The organism is Pseudomonas entomophila, assembly GCF_029478665.1.
In the GTDB taxonomy this organism is placed as follows: Bacteria; Pseudomonadota; Gammaproteobacteria; order Pseudomonadales; family Pseudomonadaceae; genus Aquipseudomonas; species Aquipseudomonas entomophila_F.
Map to the genome: position 1 here is coordinate 14,798 of NZ_JARPQB010000047.1, position 16,277 is coordinate 31,074.

Annotated in this window: 15 protein-coding genes; 6 read left to right on the forward strand and 9 right to left on the reverse strand. The window is 66.7% G+C overall.

All coding sequences use genetic code 11. The features are described from left to right. Positions 1-38: 38 nt before the first annotated feature. The 4 genes from P5705_RS20875 to P5705_RS20890 all read left to right on the forward strand — a co-directional run bounded on the left by P5705_RS20875 (position 39) and on the right by P5705_RS20890 (position 4,939). A complete protein-coding gene (locus P5705_RS20875; RefSeq protein WP_277462806.1) occupies positions 39-1,241 on the forward strand; it encodes a glycosyltransferase in 1,203 nt (400 codons plus the stop codon). After that, positions 1,238-2,425 (forward strand): glycosyltransferase family 2 protein, encoded by a 1,188-nt coding sequence (locus P5705_RS20880; protein WP_277462807.1) that lies wholly within the window; start codon positions 1,238-1,240, stop codon positions 2,423-2,425. The genes P5705_RS20875 and P5705_RS20880 overlap by 4 nt, the downstream gene beginning before the upstream one ends. Beyond that, positions 2,425-3,174, forward strand: a complete 750-nt coding sequence (locus P5705_RS20885) for a WecB/TagA/CpsF family glycosyltransferase (protein ID WP_277462808.1) — start codon at positions 2,425-2,427, stop codon at positions 3,172-3,174. Before P5705_RS20880 ends, P5705_RS20885 begins: the two co-directional genes overlap by 1 nt. 340 nt (positions 3,175-3,514) lie before the next feature. Further along, on the forward strand, positions 3,515-4,939 hold the full coding sequence (locus P5705_RS20890; protein ID WP_277462809.1) for an undecaprenyl-phosphate glucose phosphotransferase: 1,425 nt from the start codon (positions 3,515-3,517) through the stop codon (positions 4,937-4,939). A gap of 176 nt (positions 4,940-5,115) precedes the next feature. On the opposite strand, the gene P5705_RS20895 is transcribed toward P5705_RS20890, so the two are convergent. After that, entirely contained in the window at positions 5,116-6,069 is a 954-nt protein-coding gene (locus P5705_RS20895) for a LysR substrate-binding domain-containing protein (protein ID WP_277462810.1), read from the reverse strand. Between the two features lie 146 nt (positions 6,070-6,215). Here P5705_RS20895 and P5705_RS20900 point away from each other — a divergent pair, with 146 nt between their 5' ends. Then, on the forward strand, positions 6,216-7,592 hold the full coding sequence (locus tag P5705_RS20900) for an L-serine ammonia-lyase (protein WP_277462811.1): 1,377 nt from the start codon (positions 6,216-6,218) through the stop codon (positions 7,590-7,592). A 127-nt stretch (positions 7,593-7,719) separates the two neighbouring features. Here the strand turns inward: P5705_RS20900 and P5705_RS20905 are convergent, their stop codons facing one another. The 6 genes from P5705_RS20905 to gspG all read right to left on the reverse strand — a co-directional run bounded on the left by P5705_RS20905 (position 7,720) and on the right by gspG (position 13,664). Beyond that, a complete protein-coding gene (locus P5705_RS20905) occupies positions 7,720-8,583 on the reverse strand; it encodes a LysR family transcriptional regulator (RefSeq protein WP_277462812.1) in 864 nt (287 codons plus the stop codon). Positions 8,584-8,661: 78 nt separating this feature from the next. Next, a complete protein-coding gene (locus tag P5705_RS20910) occupies positions 8,662-9,510 on the reverse strand; it encodes an ABC transporter permease (RefSeq protein WP_277462813.1) in 849 nt (282 codons plus the stop codon). Continuing rightward, positions 9,507-10,523, reverse strand: coding sequence for an ABC transporter substrate-binding protein (locus tag P5705_RS20915; protein WP_277462814.1), 1,017 nt, complete (start codon positions 10,521-10,523; stop codon positions 9,507-9,509). The genes P5705_RS20910 and P5705_RS20915 overlap by 4 nt, the downstream gene beginning before the upstream one ends. Positions 10,524-10,820: 297 nt before the next feature. Beyond that, on the reverse strand, positions 10,821-11,972 hold the full coding sequence (locus P5705_RS20920) for a GGDEF domain-containing protein (protein WP_277462815.1): 1,152 nt from the start codon (positions 11,970-11,972) through the stop codon (positions 10,821-10,823). A 64-nt stretch (positions 11,973-12,036) separates the two neighbouring features. Further along, the gene (locus P5705_RS20925; RefSeq protein ID WP_277462816.1) at positions 12,037-13,227 is read right to left on the reverse strand and encodes a type II secretion system F family protein; all 1,191 of its coding nucleotides are present in this window, start codon (positions 13,225-13,227) and stop codon (positions 12,037-12,039) included. Positions 13,228-13,238: 11 nt separating this feature from the next. Beyond that, positions 13,239-13,664, reverse strand: coding sequence for a type II secretion system major pseudopilin GspG (gene gspG, locus P5705_RS20930; RefSeq protein WP_277462817.1), 426 nt, complete (start codon positions 13,662-13,664; stop codon positions 13,239-13,241). A gap of 174 nt (positions 13,665-13,838) precedes the next feature. On the opposite strand from gspG, the gene P5705_RS20935 reads away from it, so the two are divergent. Then, positions 13,839-14,429 carry a lytic transglycosylase domain-containing protein gene (locus P5705_RS20935; RefSeq protein ID WP_240066013.1) on the forward strand — a complete coding sequence of 197 codons (591 nt, stop codon included), beginning with the start codon at positions 13,839-13,841 and terminating at the stop codon, positions 14,427-14,429. Between the two features lie 90 nt (positions 14,430-14,519). Here the strand turns inward: P5705_RS20935 and P5705_RS20940 are convergent, their stop codons facing one another. After that, positions 14,520-15,341 carry an aldo/keto reductase gene (locus P5705_RS20940; protein ID WP_277462818.1) on the reverse strand — a complete coding sequence of 274 codons (822 nt, stop codon included), beginning with the start codon at positions 15,339-15,341 and terminating at the stop codon, positions 14,520-14,522. Further along, complete coding sequence (locus tag P5705_RS20945; protein ID WP_277462819.1) at positions 15,329-16,234, reverse strand: LysR family transcriptional regulator; 906 nt, start codon at positions 16,232-16,234, stop codon at positions 15,329-15,331. The genes P5705_RS20940 and P5705_RS20945 overlap by 13 nt, the downstream gene beginning before the upstream one ends. Positions 16,235-16,277: the final 43 nt, after the last annotated feature.

The window sequence follows — 16,277 nt, forward strand, 5'->3', positions numbered from 1 at the left end:
CCTGTCATTCGAAGACGCAGGGATCGTTTCGGGGGCTTATGCGCATCGCTTACTTCATCAACCAGTACCCCAAGGTCAGCCACAGTTTCATTCGCCGGGAAATCCTGGCGCTGGAGCGCCAGGGCTTCGAGATCCAGCGCATCGCCTTGCGCGGCTGGGACGCCGAGTTGCAGGACGGCGAAGACCTGGTGGAGCGGGGCAGGACCCGCTACATCCTGCAAGACGGCCTGCGTGGGTTGCTGGCGCCTGCCTGGCAACTGCTGAGGGCGCAACCCCGGCGCTTTCTTGCCGCGCTGCGGCTGGCCCTGCGCACGGGGCGCCGGGCCGATCGGCCCTGGCCCTACCATCTGGTGTACCTGGCCGAGGCGTGTCGCCTGGTGCAATGGTTGCAGGCCGCAGGCGCCGAGCATGTGCACGCGCATTTCGGCACCAACTCGGCCGAAGTGGTGATGCTGGCCAACGCCCTCGGTGGCCCGGGCTACAGCTTTACCGTGCATGGGCCGGAAGAATTCGACAAACCACAGTTCCTGCACATGGGCGAGAAGGTCAGGCGCGCGGCCTTCGTCGCGGCGGTCAGTTCCTACGGGCGCAGCCAGCTGTATCGGTGGGTGGCCCATGAGCACTGGGCCAAGGTGAAGGTGGTGCATTGCGGCCTGGAACGCAGTTTTCACGAGGTCGACGCCGTCGCCGTGCCTGCGGCCCCGCGCCTGGTGTGCGTGGGGCGGCTGTGCGAGCAGAAGGGCCAGTTGCTGTTGCTCGAAGCCGCCCGGATCCTGGCGGAACAGGCCTTGGCGTTCGAGCTGGTGCTGGCAGGGGACGGCGAAATGCGCGCAGAGATCGAGGCCCTCGTCCTTCGCTACGGGTTGCAGGGCAAGGTGCGTATCACCGGCTGGATCAGCAGCGCCCAGGTTCGCGAGGAAATCCTCGCGGCCCGTGCCCTGGTGCTGCCGAGTTTCGCCGAGGGCCTGCCGGTGGTGATCATGGAGGCGATGGCCTTGCGCCGTCCGGTGCTGACCACCTACGTGGCGGGCATTCCCGAGCTGGTGCGCCAGGGCGACAACGGCTGGCTGTTTCCCGCCGGCGCCGTGCAGGAGCTGGCCGCGGCCATGGCCGACTGCCTGGCGCAACCCGAGGCGGTGTTGCAGCGCATGGGCGAGGCAGCCTACCAGCGGGTGCTGCAACGCCACGATATCGATACCGAGGCGGCCAGGTTGGCCGGCCACTTCAGGGCACCGGCATGATCATTTTTCTGGCGTGGTTACTGGTGGTGGTCACGATCGCACTGCTCTTGCCAGTGCTGGTGCTGGTTGCCCAGGTGCTGCTGGCCTGCTTGCCTGCACGCACGCTGCCGACGACGGCCGGGGCACGCGGGCAGGTGGCCGTGCTGGTACCGGCCCACGACGAGTCGATGATCATTCGTTCGACCCTGGCAAGTATCCTGGCGCAATTGCAGGCGGGCGATCGGCTGCTGGTGGTGGCCGACAACTGCTCCGACGACACCGCTCAGCTGGCCCGCGCCAGCGGTGCTCAGGTGGTGGAGCGCCAGGACGCGCAGCGGCGTGGCAAGGGCTACGCGCTGGACTTTGGTGTCCGTCACCTGGCGCAGCAACCGCCTGAGGTGGTGATCGTCATCGACGCCGATTGCCAGGTAGGCGAGGGCGCCATCGACCAGTTGACCCGCTGCTGCCAGGCCAGCGCACGACCGGTGCAGGCCCTCTACCTGATGCATGCACCGGTCGGCGCCGGGCTCAAGGTGCAGATCGCCGCGTTCGCCTGGCGGGTGAAGAACCTGGTGCGCCCGCGAGGCTGGGCGCGGCTGGGTCTGCCATGCCAGCTGATGGGCTCGGGCATGGCCTTCGCCTGGCGGGACCTGGCCGCGATCGATCTCGCCAGCGGGCACCTCGTCGAGGACCTGAAGCTGGGCCTGGACCTGTGTCGCGCTGGCAAGCCACCACTGTTCTGCCAGGCGGCCCAGGTCGACAGCCAGTTCCCCGCCAGCGACGAAGGCCTGGCCAACCAACGCAAGCGCTGGGAGCACGGTCACCTGGGCGTGCTGTTTGGCGAGGCGCCTGGATTGCTGGCCGGCGCGCTGGGGCAGCGCAATGTTGGCTTGCTGGCATTGGCCCTGGACTTGCTGGTGCCACCGCTGGCGCTGCTGGTGCTGGCACTGATCGCCTGTTTCTGCCTCACCTGGCTGGTCTTCGCGCTGTCTGGCCTGCTGCTGCCAGCGCTGATCTGCAGCGGCGCCCTGGCACTGCTGGGCGTGGCGGTGCTGCTGGCCTGGGGGCGCTTCGCCCGTGAGCTGATCGCGTTTTCGACGCTGATGTACGCGCCGTTCTACGCGCTGAGGAAAATTCCCCTGTACCTGGGCTTCCTGGTCAGGCGACAGGTTGATTGGGTGCGTTCGAAACGGGATGACAGCTAATGGACAGGCATGCGTGGCGCATCCGGTGGAAGCGGCTGGTGGAAAATCTGCACGTGGTTGGCGACCCGGCGGCCGAACAGCTGCTGATCGAGCGGTTGTCCCACCCCGACAAGACGACTGTGCTGGCGTTCGCCAACGCCCATGCCATGAACCTGGCGACTCACAACGCCGAGTTTGGCCAGGCGTTGACGATGGCCGATGTGTTGCTGCGCGACGGTTCCGGCATGGCAATCCTGCTTCGCCAGCTGGGCGTGGAGCCCGGCCTGAACATGAATGGCACCGACTTCATCCCCAAGCTCCTGGCCGCGTACAAGGGGCGGCGGGTAGCCTTCTGGGGCACGCGCGAGCCGTATCTCGGGCAGGCGGTGAGCCGCTGCGTGGAATGCTTCGGCATCCGGCCGGTCTCGGTCTGTGACGGTTTTGCCGAACTCGACAACTATCTGCGGCATGCCCGTGACACCCAGCCCGAGCTGATTGTGCTGGGGATGGGCATGCCCAGGCAGGAGGCGCTGGCCGCCGCGTTGGCCGCCAGTGGCTCGCCGTGCGTGGTGGTGTGCGGCGGGGCGATCCTGGACTTTCTCGGTGGCAAGGTGGAGCGGGCGCCGCAATGGCTGCGAAGGCTGGGTGGCGAGTGGGTATTCCGCCTGGCCAGGGAGCCCAGGCGTTTGTTCATGCGCTATGTGGTGGGCAATCCGTTGTTTTTGCTGCGTGCGGTGTTGCTGCGCAAAACTGTGGCAAAGGGCGCATGAAGCCCCCCTGCAGGAGCGGCTTCAGCCGCGATCAACCAGGTATCGCGTCGCCTGCATCGCGGCTGAAGCCGCTCCTACGGCCTGGCGCTGCTACAGTGATATCAGACCTGCACCCGTGAACCGTCAACATGGAATCGCGCACGCCGTCGTATCAGTCCTGTGGGGGATGGGTACCTGAAGGCACGCCGAAGGGGTTATGAAGATCATGGGAACATCCCGCCGCCGCAGGCTTGCGGCACGTGTCATCGCACACCCTCGCTTCGCATTGCACAGGTCGCTGGCTGATCGCCCAGCGTGAAAGACAGGCATTTGCTCACTCACCTTTCGATGAGGCCTGACCATGGTGTTCGAACCCCGCAGCAGTCGTTCCTTGCTCCAGCGCAGAAGCAGCGTCAGCAACGCCATCCAGGCGGGCCTGGATGGCATCGCCGTGACCGGCGTGGCCTGGTACCTGATCTACGATCAGTTTGGTTTCATCACCTCCGACTACGTGATCATGCTGCTGTTGCTGATCGGTGCGTTGGCGGTGATCTACGACCACTATGGTATCTACCGCAGCAATGTCGGGCTGACGCGCAAGGCGTTCAGGTTGTTCAAGGCGTGGTCGGCGACGTTCTGCTTCCTGGCGGTGATGGCGTTCCTCACCAAGCAGAGCGGGCAGTACTCGCGGATGCTGGTGGCGCAATTGTTCGTGATTGGCTACGCGGTGCAGCTGTTCCTGCACATCGCCGTGCGCGAGGTGCAGAAACGCTACATGGCGCATGCCTCCAGGCCGGAGAACGTGCTGATCATCGGCGCCGGCGACCTGGCCGAGTTCCTGTACCTCAAGATCAGCAACAACCCCTGGCTGGGTGAGCGGGTCGTCGGTTGTGTACTGGTCGACGACGGCAACGCCGCCGACAGCGAGGCCGCGCAGATCAAGTCGCGCCTGCCGGTGCTGGGGCACATCAGCGAACTCGATGGCATCGTTGCGCAACACGCGATCAGGACGGTGTACCTGGTCACGCCGCTGGGCGGCTCCGATGTGATCAACGACGTGTACATGAAGTTGCTCGACAAGTGCATTGCCGTGAACTGGGTGCCGGACATCTTCTCCCTGCGCCTGATCAACCACAGCGTGCGCGAGATCGCCGGGATTCCCGTGCTGACCCTGTCGGAAACCCCGTTGACCGGGATGAGCCTGTTCCTGAAGAACCTCGAGGACCGGGTGCTGGCGGCGATGATCGTGCTTTGTGCCTCGCCAGTACTGCTGACGCTGGCCGCGATCATCAAGTTCGACAGCCCGGGGCCGGTATTCTTCAGGCAAGAGCGCACCGGCTGGACCGGGGAGTCGTTCCGTATCTGGAAGTTCAGGAGCATGCACGTGCACCAGCCGCATGATGGCGTGGTCAAGCAGGCGCAGAAGAACGACCCGCGCCTGACCCGGATCGGGGCATTCATCCGCCGCACCAGCCTGGACGAACTGCCGCAGCTGTTCAACGTGCTGACCGGCGAGATGTCCCTGGTGGGGCCGCGCCCCCATGCGCTGCAGCACGACACCCTGTATTCCCAGGACATCGTCGACTACTTCGCCCGCCACAACATCAAGCCCGGCATGACCGGCCTGGCCCAGGTGCGCGGTTATCGAGGTGAAACCAAGGATATCGCGCAGATGATCCAGCGCGTGGATTCGGACATCGAGTACATCAACAACTGGTCGCTATGGCTCGATTTCGTGATCCTGGTGCGCACGCTCAATGCGTTTACCGGCAAGCAGGCTTATTGAAGGGGCTTTTGATCGAGCGCCGCCTGCGCGGCGACGTTTGTTGCTACGTGCCGCGTGCACACAAGGGGAAGAACCATGGCTGTAGGAGCGGATTCATCCGCGATGCGCCGCGTCGGCGGCGCCCGATTTCATAGACGCTGAAACGCTCCAGGCGAACACCTTGAAAGAGCGCCTTCTCATGCCCGCGGCATAACCTCGGAGAGCGGGTGCAAGGCCCGAAACCCCTGCGCTTCCTCCACCAGCCAGTCATGCACCGCGCGCGCGCCCGGCTGGCTCAAACCGCCTGGCTGGTACAGCAGCACATAGCGCTTGTGGTTGGCGATCGGCACCCCGAACGGCACGATCAGCGCACCGCGCTCCAGTTCGTCGTTGAGCAGCGTGCGCCGTGCGATGGCCACGCCGACCCCGGCGATGGCCGCCTCGATGGTCAGGTGGTTGCGGTTGAAGGTATGCCCCCGGCGCACGTCCAGCCCCGGTGCGCCGATACCTTCCAGGTAGAACTCCCACTCGGCGTATTCCGAACTGCCGCGCCAGGCGGTGATGTCGTGCAGCAGCGGATAGTGCACCAGGTCCGCTGGCCCGTGCAGGGGCGGGCGGCCGCGCAGCAGGGCCGGCGAGCACACCGGGAATATCTGCTCGTCCAGCAAGGGGGTGGAGAGCATGCCCGGATAGCTGCCGTCGTTGAGGTCGATGGCCAGGTCGAAGTCTTCCGGGTGCAGGGCCTGGTTGCTGTCCTCGGCCACCAGGCGCAGCGCGATATCCGGGTAGCGCTGCTGGAAGCGTGGCAGGCGCGGGGTCAGCCACTTGGCCAGGAACGAGGGGATCGAGCGCAGGCGCAGGGTGCCGCGGATCTCACCGGCATCGAGGCGCAGCAACTCCGCCTCGATGCCGCCGTAGGCTTCAGCCACGGTCTGCGCCAGGCGCTGACCTTCGGCGGTCAGTTCGACACCACGGGCGCGGCGCAGGAACAGGCGCAAGCCCAGGCGTTCTTCGAGCAAGCGCATCTGCTGGCTTACCGCGCCGGGGGTGATGTGCAGCTCTTCGGCACAGCGGGTGAACGACAAGTGTCGCGCGGCACAGGAGAATACATGCAGCCAGACGAACACCTGGCCATTGAGGGGTCCTTTCATCGTTTAGAACTGCTAAAGGCTTGTGTAGGAAATTTCGTTGGTCATGGCGACCTTGGCGAGGCAGTATCGCGCAAATTCGCAATACCGCTCAATTTTTCCAGACAGCCGTGACGCATCCCTTACTGTGATCACGGCCAGGCATTAGCATGGCTATCAGTGTTTTCGACCTCTTCAAGATTGGCATCGGCCCCTCCAGCTCCCACACCGTCGGCCCCATGCGCGCGGCGGCGACCTTCGCCCAGGCCCTGCGCGAGCATGGCTGGCTGAGCCGCGTGACGCGGGTCGAGGTGCGCCTGTACGGCTCGCTCTCGGCCACCGGTGTCGGTCACGCGACCGACCGGGCCTGCCTGCTGGGGCTGATGGGCCAGTGGCCGGACCGTATCGACCCGCACAGCATCGAGTCGCGCATCGACCAGGTCATGAAGGAGCAGAACCTGATGCTCGACGGCAGCCACCCGGTCGAGTTCCAGTATGCCCGGGACATGCGCCTGCTCGACGAAGACCTGGCCTATCACCCCAACGCGATGACCCTCGAGTGCTTCGACGGTCAGGCCAGCCTGTTCAGCCAGACCTACTTCTCCGTGGGTGGTGGTTTCATTGTCGAGCAAGGCGAGATCGACGCCCCCGAGGCGAACGTTGGCCAGGTGGAATTGCCTTATGAGTTCTCCAGCGGCGCCGAGTTGCTGGCCCTGTGCAAGGCCCACAACCTGAGCGTCAGCCAACTGATGATGGCCAATGAATGTGCCTGGCGCCCAGAGCATGAAGTGCGCGAGGGGCTGCTGAGGATCTGGGGCGCGATGCGCGAGTGCGTCGTCAACGGCCTGCGCAACGAAGGCATCCTGCCCGGCGGCCTCAACGTCAAGCGGCGCGCCGCGCGTCTGCACCGTAGCCTGCAGGAGCTGGGCAAGCCCAATGTGATCGGCTCGACGCTGAGCGCCATGGAGTGGGTCAACCTGTTCGCCCTGGCGGTCAACGAAGAGAACGCCGCCGGCGGGCGCATGGTCACCGCGCCCACCAATGGCGCGGCGGGGATCATCCCGGCAGTGCTGCACTACTACATGAAGTTCAACCCCGGCGCCTGCGACGACGACGTGGTGGCGTTCCTCCTGGCGGCGGCGTCGGTGGGCATCCTGTGCAAGAAGAATGCGTCGATTTCCGGGGCCGAGGTCGGTTGCCAGGGCGAAGTCGGTTCGGCCTGTTCGATGGCCGCCGCGGGCCTGGCCGAAGTGCTGGGGGCCACACCGCCACAGCTGGAAAACGCCGCCGAAATCGCCCTTGAGCATAACCTCGGGTTGACCTGCGATCCGGTGGGTGGGCTGGTCCAGATCCCTTGCATCGAGCGCAATGCCATTGCCGCGGTGAAGGCGATCAATGCGGTGCAGATGGCCCTGCGTGGTGATGGCGAGCACTTCATTTCCCTCGACCGGGTGATCCGCACCATGCGCGACACCGGCGCCGACATGCACGCCAACTACAAGGAGACTTCGCGCGGTGGCCTTGCGGTCGCCTTCGTCGAGTGCTGAACCCGCGCCTGCTCGCGGTCTCCGTAGGAGCGGCTTCAGCCGCGATCACCCGCAAAGCGGGTGCCAGGCACCGTGTCGTCTGCATCGCGGCTGAAGCCGCTCCTACAGATCCATGCCTGGCAGGCCGTCAATCCTCCAGCGCCGTCTTCAGCACCGCACTCAGGTGCCGGCGCTGGCTCTTGTCATGTTCCAGCAGCACCATCCTGCGGGTCAGTTGCGGCTCGCCGAAGGGCAGCACGGTGGCGGCGGGCAGGCGTTCCAGGTCCTCGTCGGCCATCGGGATGATCGCCACCCCCAGTCCCATGGCCGCCATGCGTGCCAGCGCTTCCTGGCTGTCCAGCTCCATCTGTTCGCTGACCTGCAAATGCTGGCGGCGCAGCTCCTGTTCGATCTGCCGACCAGCCCAGGCGCGCTTGTCGAAGCGCAGGAAGGGTTGCCCGGCCAGCAGTTGCGTCACGCTTTGCCCAGCCAACTCCGGGCTGGCGATGGCCCAGAAGCGGTCTTCGAACAGCGGGGTGTAACTCAGGCACTGGGGATAGGGGCTGACCGGCTCGGTGGTGATCGCGGCATCCAGCTCACCGTCCTCCACACGCCGCGCCAGTTCCGCCGACATGCCCGACACCACGCTGATGTGCAGGTGCGGGTGATGGGCCTTGATCCATACCAGCGCCTTGGGCAGGCGCCGGGCCAGCACGGTGTGGATCGCCCCGATGCGCAGGCGCCCACGCAGGCCCGGGCCGCTGGCCAGGGTGTCGGCGAGTTCTTCATAGGCGGCGAGGATGGTTTCGGCGCGGGTCACGGCCAGTTGCCCGGCTTCGGTCAGCACGACTTGCCGGCGGCTGCGGTCGAACAGGGCGACCTGCAGTTCGTCCTCGAGGGTCTTGATGTGCAGGCTCACCGCCGACGGCGTCAGGCTCAGCAGGTCGGCGGCGCGGGCGAAGGTGCCATGGCGGGCGATGGTCACCAGGGTACGCAGGGCTTTGAGGGACACGCGGTGGAGGCTCCGGGCTGCGCTGGTCGTGGGCGATTGTCCGGTTCGCCCCCGTCGCTGGCAAGCCCGTTTGCGGCGTCAGCGCTTCTGCCGGCCATAAGCCTGGCTGATCCGGTCGATCACCATGGCCAGCGCGACGATGGCCAGCCCGGCCTCCATGCCCTGGCCGACATTGAGGGTCTGGATGCCGGCCAGCACATCCTCGCCCAACCCTCGGGCGCCGATCATCGACGCCACCACCACCATCGACAGCGCCATCATCACCGACTGGTTGAGCCCGGCCATGATGCTGGGCAGGGCCAGGGGCAGGGCGATGCGCCACAGCCGCTGCCAGCGACTGGCGCCCAGGCCATGGGCGGCCTTCAGCAAAGAGGGGTCGATCTGCGCCAGGCCCAGCTCGGTCAGGCGCACCAATGGCGGCAGGGCGTAGATCAGGGTGGCGAACACCGCCGGCACCTTGCCCAGGCCAAACAGCATCAGCACCGGGATCAGGTAGACGAAGGCCGGCAGGGTCTGCATCACGTCCAGCACCGGCAGCAGCAGGCGCCGGGCCAACGGCCGGGTAGCCAGCAGGATGCCCAGGGGCACGCCGACCAGCACGCACAGGCTGGTGCTGACCAGCACCAGGGCGAGGGTCTGCAACAGCTTGTCCCACAGCCCCAGCACGCCGATCAGGGCCAGCAGCAGCGTCAGCGCCACGGCCCGCGCCAGGCTGCGGCTGGCGTGCCAGGCCAGCAACCCTACCAGGAGCAGCAACAGCCACCAGGGCAGCAGGCGCAGCAGGTTCTCCAGCGCCACCAGCAGTTGCAGCAGTTGCTCGGAGACACCACGCAGGTAATCGCCGTAGTGCAGCACCAGCCAGTCGACCAGGCGGTTGACCCAGGGGGCGAAGGAGAGTTGCAGGGCTTCGGGAAAGCCACCGCTCACAGGGCGGCCTCGACCTTGGCGGCACTGTCGGCCGGCAGCCAGGCTTTCCACACTTCAGGGTGGTCGCGCAGGAAGGTGCGCGCCGCTTCGCGGGGCGGCTGGCGTGACTCGCTCATCCTTGCCAGGGCCTTGTTCAGCAGGTCGATGGGCAAATCGACCTGCTCGAACAGGGCGACCAGTTCAGGGTGGGTGTCGTGGAACGCCTTCGACACGCCAATCGAGAGCTTGGCCGGCAACGAGCGGCTGCCCTTCGGGGCGGGGTTGGCGGCGTCGGTGAGGGTGGCCCAGGCGCTGGCGTCGAATGGCGGCTCTTCCAGGCGCACCAGCTCGTATCGGCCCATCAGTGGGGTCGGGCTCCAGTAGTAGAACAATACCGGCTTGCCCAGGCGGATCTGCGCCGCGACCTCGGCATCGAGAGCGGCGCCGGAGCCGCTGCGGAAATTGTTGTAGAAGCCGTCAAGACCATAGGCCTTGAGTTTCTGGCTGTTGACGGTTTCCGAGGTCCAGCCGCTGGGGCTGTTGAGGAAGCGGCCCTTGCCGGGTGCTTCGGGGTCCTTGAATACCTCTGGGTAACGCTTGAGATCCGCGACGCTGCGCAGGTCGGGCGCCACTGCCTTGAGGTTGCGGGCGGCGTCGCCCTTGATCACGTAGGCCGGCACCCACCAGCCTTCCTCGGCGTTCTTCACCGTGTCGCCCAGGGCGAATACCTGGCCGGCCTGTTCGGCCTTGACCCAGGCCGGGCTGCGGCCGGCCCATTCCTCGGCAATCACCTGCAGGTCGTTGCGGGCCAGGGCCACTTCCATGCTGACGGTGCTGCCGGGGAGGGTGTCGGTGGGGTAGCCGTAACCGTGCTCGACGATGAGGCGCAGGATCTCGGTGGTCAGCGCGCCGCTTTCCCAGCCGATGTCACCGAAGTGGATGGGCGCCGGTTGCTCGGTGGCCGCGGCGGAGTCGGTGGTGGCCAGGCCGAGGGCGAGCAGCAGGCCGGCCAGCAGGGTGGGGAACTTCTTCATCGGGACCTCGTCGATTGCCGCTCCATGGGTAGGGGCCAAGTGTAGACGACGACATCTGAGCCCCGTCGCGTGGCCTGCTTGGGTCGTGTCCTGTGGGAGCAACTGGCTTGCAGGGTCTTGGGGATTTACGCTTACCTCTGTAGGAGCGGCCTTGTGCCGCGAAAGGGCCGCAAAGCGGCCCCGGCGATCTTTGCTTAACACTGAGTCCTGGGGCCGCTACGCAGCCCTTTCGCGGCACAAGGCCGCTCCTACAGGGGAGGCACCGATCCAGAGGCTGGTACGGTCCCTGTGGGAGGGTTATCCAGCGTACTGCAAGGCCCGGCTGCGGCCTTGCTGCTTGGCCTGGTACAGGGCATGGTCGGCCATCGACAGCAGCCGTGAGAGGTCGCATTGCTGCGCGGGTTGGCTGGCCATGCCGATGCTCACGCCCAGCACACCAGGCTCCAGCAGTGGCAAGGCGGCGAATGCCGCGCAGATCCGCCGCGCAACCTGCTCGGCCGCCACTTCGTCGCCGCCAGGCAGCAGGCAGGCGAACTCTTCACCGCCAATCCGGGCGAACAGGTCGCCCTCGCGCAGGTGACGACGGGTTTCCTCGGCGAACGCCAGCAACACCTGGTCGCCCTTGGGGTGGCCGAACTGGTCGTTGATCCGCTTGAAGTGATCCAGGTCGCACAACAGCAAGGCCACCGGTGCTCGCCGCGCCGCGCTTTCCTGCAGCAAGCGGGTGCCGTGCTCCATGAACGCCCTGCGGTTGCCGACGCCGGTCAGCGGGTCACTGTAGGCGGCGGCACGCAGCTGCACTTCGGCGCGTTCGCGAACCATGGCCAGGGTGACATAGGAGATGCCGATGGCGAACAGCATCGATTCGAACAGAATGAAAGCAAAGAAACCCGGGTGCCTGCCCTGGTCGACGATGGCCTGGTCCAGGGCGGCGCCGTCGTCGATCAGCAGGCGCGCGAAATACACTGCGCCATGCAGCCCGGTCAGGATCAGCGCCGGGGCGTACGACACCGGCAGGCGGACCCGTGGCCGGTACAGTTCGCGGATGCACAGCCCGGTGTAGAGCAGCGTCAGCAGCGAGTAGGCCTGCACCCGCAGGCCAAGGGTGGCGTAAAAACCCGGCCACAGGCTGAACAGCCACCAGAGCAGGGCGCCGGCGAACACCAGTGGCCAATGTACAGGGCGCCCGCCGAACACGCGCATGGCCGTCCAGCCCAGGCCCGCGCCGACCAGCAGGATGATGTTGCCCAGCACCAGCGCCAGGTAGTCCACCCCCATGCCGCGCAAGGCGTTGAGGGTGACACCGAGGGTGCAGGCCAGCAGCATCGCCCCCAGGTAGCCCAGGCTCGGGTCGCCGGCGCAGCGGCGCCAGGCGTGCAGGGTCAGGCTGCCCATCAGGGCGAAGATGAACACGGCGACCAGCATCAGGGTCGGCAGGCTAAGCGGCACGGTGCAAGGCTCTCGGGGTAAACGGCGCATGCTAAGCCAGGCTTGTGGCCATTTGCCAGCGTAGTCAATGGATACTTGAGGCCAGTTCGAAGATCGGCATGTACATCAGGATCACGATCAGCCCGATCAGCAGGCCGATGAAGGTCATCAGCAGCGGTTCGAACAGTTTGACGAACCACTCCACCCAGCGGCCGATCTCCTGGTCGTGGAAGTCCGCGCAGCGTTCGAGCATCTCGCCCAGGTTGCCCGATTGCTCACCCGCGCGAAGCAGGCGCAAGGCCACCGGCGTCACCAGTTGCCCGGATTCCAGCGCGTCGGACAGTGGCAGGCCTTCGGCAACGCGGCGGCTGGCATGCTCCAGGCCCTCGGCCGCGGCGCTGCCCAGCAGCCCGCGGGCCATGCCCAGGGCGGTGAGAATCGGGATGCCGCCCTGCAGCAGGATCCCCAGCGACCGATAGAAACGTGCCAGCTCGTACATCACCAGGCGCCGGTGCAGGGCCGGGATCCGTCGCGACTGGCGGCTGGCCCAGCGGCGCACGGCGGGATGGCGGCGCAGGGCGACCAGCATCGTGATACCCCCGAGGGCGCCGAGGCCCAGGGGCAATTGCCGGGCGTGCAGGAACAAGCCGATCTGCATCAGCACCCGCGACAGCCAGGGCAACTCGGTGCCCATGCCCTCGAACACCAGGCTGAAACGCGGCACCACGTAGCCCAGCAGGAACAGCACCACGCCGCCGCCCACCAGCAACAGCAGCAGTGGGTACACCGAAGCGCCGACCAGTTTCTGCCGTACCAGGTCCAGGCGTTGGCGATAACCGATGTAGCGGGCCAGGGCATCCCCCAGCGCGCCGGTGCGCTCACTGGACTGCACCAGGGCCACGTAGAGGCTGGGGAACACCTGCGGCTGCCTGGCCAGGGCCTGGGACAGCGAGCGGCCTTCGTAGAGTTGGCGCACCAGCAGCTCCAGTATCTTGCGCGGGGTGCCGGCGCCGGCCTTTTCAGCCAGGCTTTCCAGGGCGTCGATCAGGGGCAGGCCGGCGTTGAGCAGGGTGGCCAGTTCCTGGCTGAACAGCACCAGGTCGAAGGCCGCCGCGCGACGCCAGGGCAGGGCGCTCAGGCCCAGCCCCTGGCCGCGCACGCTGAGCACGCGCAAGCCCTGGTCCTGGGCCTGGCGTCGGGCCTGCTCGATGTCCTCGGCTTCCACCTGCAGTTGCACCACGCCCTGGCTGCCCAGGGCCTTGAGTCGAAAACGCATGGCTTGGGCCCTCACTGCCAGCTGGTGATCTCGGCGTTTTCCCCGTCACCACCGGGCTGGCCGTCCTTGCCCATCGACAGCAGGTCGTATTCGCCGCCGTTCTCCCCCGGTTGCCGGTAGAGGTAGGCGCGGCCCCACGGGTCCTGGGGCACGGCTTTCTGCAGGTAGGGGCCCGACCAGCGTGTCTCGCCGCTGGGCGCGACCACCAGGGCCTGCAGGCCCTGTTCGCTGCTGGGGTAGTGGCCGACTTCGAGGCGATACAGGTCCAGGGCCTTGCCCAGGCCCTCGATCTGCGCCCGCGCCACCTTGGCTTCGGAGCGGCCGAGCTGGCTGAAGTACTTGGGCGCGACGATGCCGGCCAACAAGCCGAGCACCACCAGCACCACCAGCAGTTCGAGCAGGGTGAAACCACGTTGGGCGAAATGTCTGCGCTGCATGGGGGAACCCTCCGTTGCGTGTGCAGGGGGCTCATGCAACTGCCGTGCACGTCTGCGCCGGGCCCTTGCGCCATGCGGGGTGGCAAGCGGCACGGGGCTTGCGTCGTCACTGTGGGCCCCGGGTTTTCCGGGGCATTTCCCCCACATCGGGGGCCACGGCGGGAGGCGATCGACATGCGTGGACTGATTCTGGGGTTGACCGGGCTGCTGGCGTTGGGCGCCCAGGCCGATGTGTATGTGTCCAGCGATGGCAAGGGCGGTTACGTGCTGTCCAACGTGCACCGGCCGGGGCGGCACTATGAGCGGGTGATCAGCGAAGCGGGCACGGGGCCGGTCGATGCGCAACTGGTCACCGGGCGCCCGTATGCCGACCTGGTGGCCGCCGCCGCGCTGGCCAACGATGTGCCGCAGGCCTTGTTGCATGCGCTGATCAAGGCCGAATCCGGCTACAACCCCAAGGCGCGCTCGGCCAAGGGCGCGGGTGGGTTGATGCAACTGATGCCGGACACCGCCAGGGAGCTGGGGGTGAAGGATGTGCTGGACCCGCAGTCCAACCTGCAGGGCGGCGCGCGTTATCTGAAGCGCATGCTGACGCTGTTCGACAACGACATCACGTTGGCGGTGGCCGCCTACAACGCAGGGCCCGAAGCGGTGCTCAGCCGTGGCAAGGTGGTGCCCCCGTTTGCCGAGACCCGCCGCTATGTGCCGACGGTGCTGCGTGATTACCGACTATTGCGAGGGTTGGCGGCAGACGCGCCCTTGTAGGAGCCGGCTTTGCCGGCGAACACCGGCATAGCCGGTGCCATCCACCGCGTCGTCTGGTTCGCCGGCAAAGCCGGCTCCTACAGGGGGGCATCAGAGCATCGCCAGGCGCTGCTTGCGCGTCGGTGGCGCGAACGCCTGGTCGATCGCTTGCAGGTCCGCGTCGTCCAGCACCAGCGCCGCGGCCGCCGCGTTCAATCGCACATGTTCGGGCTTCACCGCCTTGGGGATGGCGATCACCCCATCGTCACGCGTCACCCACGCCAGGCTGACCTGTGCTGGCGTTACCCCGTGGCGCTCGGCGATCTCCCCCAACACCGGGTGGCGCAGCAGGCGCCCGGCCTGGGCCAGCGGGCAGTAGGCCATGGTCGGCATCTGCCGCGCTCGGCTCCATGGCAGCAGGTCGAACTCGATGCCGCGCTCGGCCGGGTTGTACAGCACCTGGTTGGTGGCGCATGCCGGGCTATCCAGTTCGCGCAGGTCATCGAGGTCGAAGTTGGATACGCCCCAGCGGCGAATCTTGCCCTGCTCGACCAGGCGCTCGAAGGCTTCCAGCGTTTCTTCCAGCGGGTACTGTCCGCGCCAGTGCAGCAGGTACAGGTCGATACAGTCGGTACCCAGGCGCTTGAGGCTGCGTTCACAGGCCTCGGGCACGCCACGCCGGCTGGCGTTGTGCGGGTACACCTTGCTGACCAGGAACACCTGGTCGCGACGCCCGGCAATGGCCTGGCCAACCACCTGCTCGGCACCGCCCTCGGCATACATCTCGGCGGTGTCGATCAGGGTCAGGCCCAGCTCGATGCCCTGTTGCAGCGCCGCCACCTCGGCGGCTTTGTGGCCTGGATCTTCGCCCATGTACCAGGTGCCCTGGCCGATGGCCGGCACGCGGGAGCCCGCCAGATTCACGTAACGCATGTCACCTCCTGTGGAAGGGTATGGGTCAGCAGTACATCGAGCAGGGCCTCGGCGGCTTTCGACAGCTTGTGGTCGCTCAGGGCGATCACGCCGATGCGCCGCTCGATGGTGGGTTCGACCAAGGCCACACAGCGCGCGCCGAGCTCCTGCATCTGCTCGATGCACAGCGCCGGCACGGCGCTCACGCCCAGGCCGCTGGCGACCATGCGGCCGACAGTCGACAGCTGGTGGCTTTCGAAGGCCACCGCCAGCTTGCCATGGTTGGCGGCCAGGTGCTGTTCCAGCAGCAGGCGCACCGCGGAGGGCCGCTGCAGGGCGATGAAATCCTGGGCCAGCAGTTCCTGCCAGCGCACCTGGGGCTGGCGGGCGAGGGGCGAGTCGGCGGGCACCACGGCCACGAAACGGTCCATGTACAACGGATGAAAGCGCAACGCTTCGCTGCTTTCGGGCTCGAAGCCGATGCCCAGCTCGACGCGGCGGTGGCGCACCAGCTCCAGCACCTGCTCGTTGATCACGTCGTGCACGGTGACATTGACCTTGGGGTAGCGCTGGCGAAACACCTTGAGCGACTGCGGCAGCAGGTTGCCGGCGAAGGCCGGCATGGCCGCCACCGACACCCGGCCCAGTTGCAGGGTGAAACGCTGGCGCAGCAGTTCTTCGGTATCGTCCCAGTCGGCCAGCAGGCGCCGGGCCAGGGGCAGCAGTACCTCGCCCTCGGGGGTCAGGCTGACACTGCGGGTGGTGCGGGTGAGCAGGGCGCCGCCGAGGTTGTCCTCCAGCGCCTTGATGGTCAGGCTCAGGGCCGGTTGCGAGACGTGCAGGTGTTCGCCGGCCTGGGCGAAGCTCTGGTACTTGGCCACGGTGACGAAAGCACGCAGCTGCTTGACGTTCATGACAGGCTTGCCCTTTGTTTTGCAAAAGTTATCAATCGATGAC

What these genes read in the sequence shown, in the direction of transcription:
- P5705_RS20885 (WP_277462808.1), top strand. Translation starts at nt 2,425, where the DNA reads ATGGACAGGCATGCGTGGCGCATCCGGTGGAAGCGGCTGGTGGAAAAT.
- P5705_RS20925 (WP_277462816.1), bottom strand. Translation starts at nt 13,227, where the DNA reads ATGCGTTTTCGACTCAAGGCCCTGGGCAGCCAGGGCGTGGTGCAACTG.
- P5705_RS20915 (WP_277462814.1), bottom strand. Translation starts at nt 10,523, where the DNA reads ATGAAGAAGTTCCCCACCCTGCTGGCCGGCCTGCTGCTCGCCCTCGGC.
- gspG (WP_277462817.1), bottom strand. Translation starts at nt 13,664, where the DNA reads ATGCAGCGCAGACATTTCGCCCAACGTGGTTTCACCCTGCTCGAACTG.
- P5705_RS20940 (WP_277462818.1), bottom strand. Translation starts at nt 15,341, where the DNA reads ATGCGTTACGTGAATCTGGCGGGCTCCCGCGTGCCGGCCATCGGCCAG.
- P5705_RS20875 (WP_277462806.1), top strand. Translation starts at nt 39, where the DNA reads ATGCGCATCGCTTACTTCATCAACCAGTACCCCAAGGTCAGCCACAGT.
- P5705_RS20880 (WP_277462807.1), top strand. Translation starts at nt 1,238, where the DNA reads ATGATCATTTTTCTGGCGTGGTTACTGGTGGTGGTCACGATCGCACTG.
- P5705_RS20890 (WP_277462809.1), top strand. Translation starts at nt 3,515, where the DNA reads ATGGTGTTCGAACCCCGCAGCAGTCGTTCCTTGCTCCAGCGCAGAAGC.
- P5705_RS20895 (WP_277462810.1), bottom strand. Translation starts at nt 6,069, where the DNA reads ATGAAAGGACCCCTCAATGGCCAGGTGTTCGTCTGGCTGCATGTATTC.
- P5705_RS20900 (WP_277462811.1), top strand. Translation starts at nt 6,216, where the DNA reads ATGGCTATCAGTGTTTTCGACCTCTTCAAGATTGGCATCGGCCCCTCC.
- P5705_RS20945 (WP_277462819.1), bottom strand. Translation starts at nt 16,234, where the DNA reads ATGAACGTCAAGCAGCTGCGTGCTTTCGTCACCGTGGCCAAGTACCAG.
- P5705_RS20935 (WP_240066013.1), top strand. Translation starts at nt 13,839, where the DNA reads ATGCGTGGACTGATTCTGGGGTTGACCGGGCTGCTGGCGTTGGGCGCC.